3 protein-coding genes are annotated in these 2,783 nt (G+C 65.0%); all 3 read left to right on the forward strand.

Features of this window, described 5'->3' with window-relative positions; translation table 11 throughout:
• Positions 1-2 precede the first annotated feature (2 nt).
• A complete protein-coding gene (gene cysT, locus BKP54_RS34640) occupies positions 3-869 on the forward strand; it encodes a sulfate ABC transporter permease subunit CysT (RefSeq protein ID WP_198956916.1) in 867 nt (288 codons plus the stop codon).
• Positions 859-1,731, forward strand: a complete 873-nt coding sequence (cysW, locus tag BKP54_RS34645) for a sulfate ABC transporter permease subunit CysW (RefSeq protein WP_084815706.1) — start codon at positions 859-861, stop codon at positions 1,729-1,731. Before cysT ends, cysW begins: the two co-directional genes overlap by 11 nt.
• A gap of 15 nt (positions 1,732-1,746) precedes the next feature.
• A partial coding sequence (locus BKP54_RS34650; protein ID WP_057220140.1) for a sulfate/molybdate ABC transporter ATP-binding protein occupies positions 1,747-2,783 on the forward strand: 1,037 nt, incomplete at its 3' end.

Consider the following 2,783-nt stretch of genomic DNA (forward strand, 5'->3'; position numbering starts at 1 on the left):
AGTTGGATTTGAGAGAGCATGGCCACAACAGGCGCTGGCGGTTTCGTCAGCCGAGCGTGCTTCCGGGGTTCGGTCTGGCGCTCGGCGTCACGCTATTCTGGCTGGTGCTGATCATCCTCATTCCGCTGTCGGGCCTGATCTGGCGCTCGAGCGGCCTCGGCTGGTCGCAGTTCATGACGCTGGCGCTCGATACCCGCACGCTCAATGCACTCAGGATCAGTTTCGGCACGGCCTTTGTCGCCGCCATCGTCAATCTGATCTTCGGCGTCATCCTCGCCTGGGTGCTGGTGCGCTATCGCTTTCCCGGCAAGCGAGTGATCGACGCCATGGTCGACCTGCCGTTTGCGCTGCCGACGGCGGTCGCCGGCATTGCGCTGGCGACGCTCTATGCCCCGAACGGCTGGATCGGCACGCTGCTGGCCCCGCTTGGCATCAAGATCGCCTTCACCCCCATCGGCATCGTCATCGCGCTGATCTTCGTCGGCCTGCCCTTCGTCGTCAGGACCGTGCAGCCGATCATGGAGGAGATCGACAAGGAAGTGGAGGAGGCCGCCGCCACGCTCGGCGCCAGCCGCTTCCAGACGATCCGCCGGGTGCTGTTGCCGGGGCTGCTGCCAGCTGGGCTGACCGGCTTTGCGCTCGCCTTTGCCCGCGGCGTCGGCGAATACGGCTCGGTGATCTTCATCGCCGGCAACCTGCCCTACGTCTCCGAGATCGCTCCGCTCTTGATCGTCATCCGGCTGGAAGAGTTTAATTATCCCGCCGCCACCGCCATTGCCGCGGTGATGCTGGTGATCTCCTTTGCCATGCTGCTCGTCATCAACTCGATCCAGGCCTGGAGCCGGCGGAGATATGTCTATGTCGCCTGATCTGACTACAGCCGCCCATCACGTGCGCGCCGCCACCTCGGAAAGCCGCTTTGCCCGCATAAGTCTGATCGCTGCAGCGCTCGCCTTCGTCGGCCTGTTCCTGCTTCTGCCGCTGGCGGCGGTCTTTACCGAGGCGCTGCGCAAGGGACCGGCCGAATTCCTGTCGGCGCTTGGCGATGCCGAAACCTTCTCCGCCATCCGCCTGACGCTGATTGTCGCCGCCATCGCCGTGCCGCTCAACCTCGTCTTCGGCGTCGCCGCCGCCTGGGCGATCGCCAAGTTCGAGTTCATCGGCAAGGCCTTCCTGACGACGCTGATCGACCTGCCGTTCTCGGTCTCGCCGGTGATCTCCGGTCTGGTCTTCGTGCTTCTGTTCGGCTCGCACAGCCTCATCGGCCCGTGGCTGCAGAGCCATGGCATCCAGATCCTGTTTGCCGTGCCGGGACTGGTGCTGGCCACCGTCTTCGTCACCTTCCCCTTCGTTGCCCGCGAACTGATCCCGTTGATGCAGGAACAGGGCACCAGCGACGAGGAGGCGGCGCTGTCCTTGGGCGCATCCGGCTGGCAGACCTTCTGGCATGTGACGCTGCCCAACATCAAATGGGGGCTGCTTTACGGCGTGCTCCTGTGCAACGCCCGCGCCATGGGCGAGTTCGGCGCGGTGTCGGTGGTCTCGGGCCATATCCGTGGCCAGACCAACACCATGCCGTTGCAGGTGGAAATCCTCTATAATGAATATAACTTCGTCGCCGCCTTTGCGGTTGCGACGTTGCTGGCGCTGCTGGCGCTGGTCACCCTCGTCTTGAAAACGGCGCTCGAGCTTCGCTACAGCGCCGAGATCGCCGCCAGCCGCAGGCATTGAAAGGTCCGGATCGTCATGGAAGTCCGCGTTCAGAACATACGCAAGGAATTCGGCCGCTTTCCGGCGCTCGACGACGTCTCGCTCGACATCCGCTCGGGCGAGCTGATCGCGCTGCTTGGGCCCTCCGGCTCGGGCAAGACGACGCTGTTGCGGCTGGTCGCCGGTCTCGAAAGCCCGACCGACGGCACGATCTTCTTCGGCGACGAGGATGCCTCGCAAAAGACCGTGCAGGAGCGCAACATCGGCTTCGTGTTCCAGCACTATGCCCTGTTCCGTCACATGACGGTGCTCGACAATGTCGCCTTCGGGCTGAAGGTGCGTCCGGCCAACCGCCGGCCACCGGCGGCCGACATCCGCAAGCGCGCGCTTGATCTCATCGATCTCGTCCAGCTCTCCGGGCTTGAGAAGCGTTATCCGGCGCAGCTGTCGGGCGGCCAGCGCCAGCGCGTGGCGCTCGCCCGCGCCATGGCGGTCGAGCCGAACGTGCTTCTGCTCGACGAGCCCTTCGGCGCACTCGATGCCCAGGTCAGGAAGGAACTCAGGCGCTGGCTGCGCGAGATCCACGACCGCACCGGCCACACCACCATCTTCGTCACCCATGACCAGGAAGAGGCGCTGGAGCTTGCCGACCGGGTGGTGGTGATGAGCAAGGGCACGATCGAACAGGTCGGCACCCCCGACGAGATCTACGACCATCCGGTGTCGCCGTTCGTCTACGGCTTCATCGGCCAGTCGAACGCGCTTGCCGTCACCCTTGCCAACGGCGAGATCTGGTTCGAGGACCGGCCGATCGGCCTCAGAGCCCCGACCGAGCCCGACGGCCCGGCCACCCTCTACTTCCGCCCGCACGACATCGAGCTGATCGATGGCTGCGGCGGCTGTCTCGCCGGCCTGGTCACCGCCAGCCGCCGCGTCGCCGGTACCCGCCATCTCGAACTCGACCTCGGCCGCAACCATCCGCATGCCGAAATCGAACTGCCACCCGAACGCACCACAACACAGGACCGCGCAAGGGTCGCATTCCGCCCGACAAAGTGGAAGTTGTTCAGGGA

Origin of the sequence: Ensifer sp. 1H6, from assembly GCF_001976035.1 — a bacterium.
In the GTDB taxonomy this organism is placed as follows: Bacteria; Pseudomonadota; Alphaproteobacteria; order Rhizobiales; family Rhizobiaceae; genus Ensifer; species Ensifer canadensis.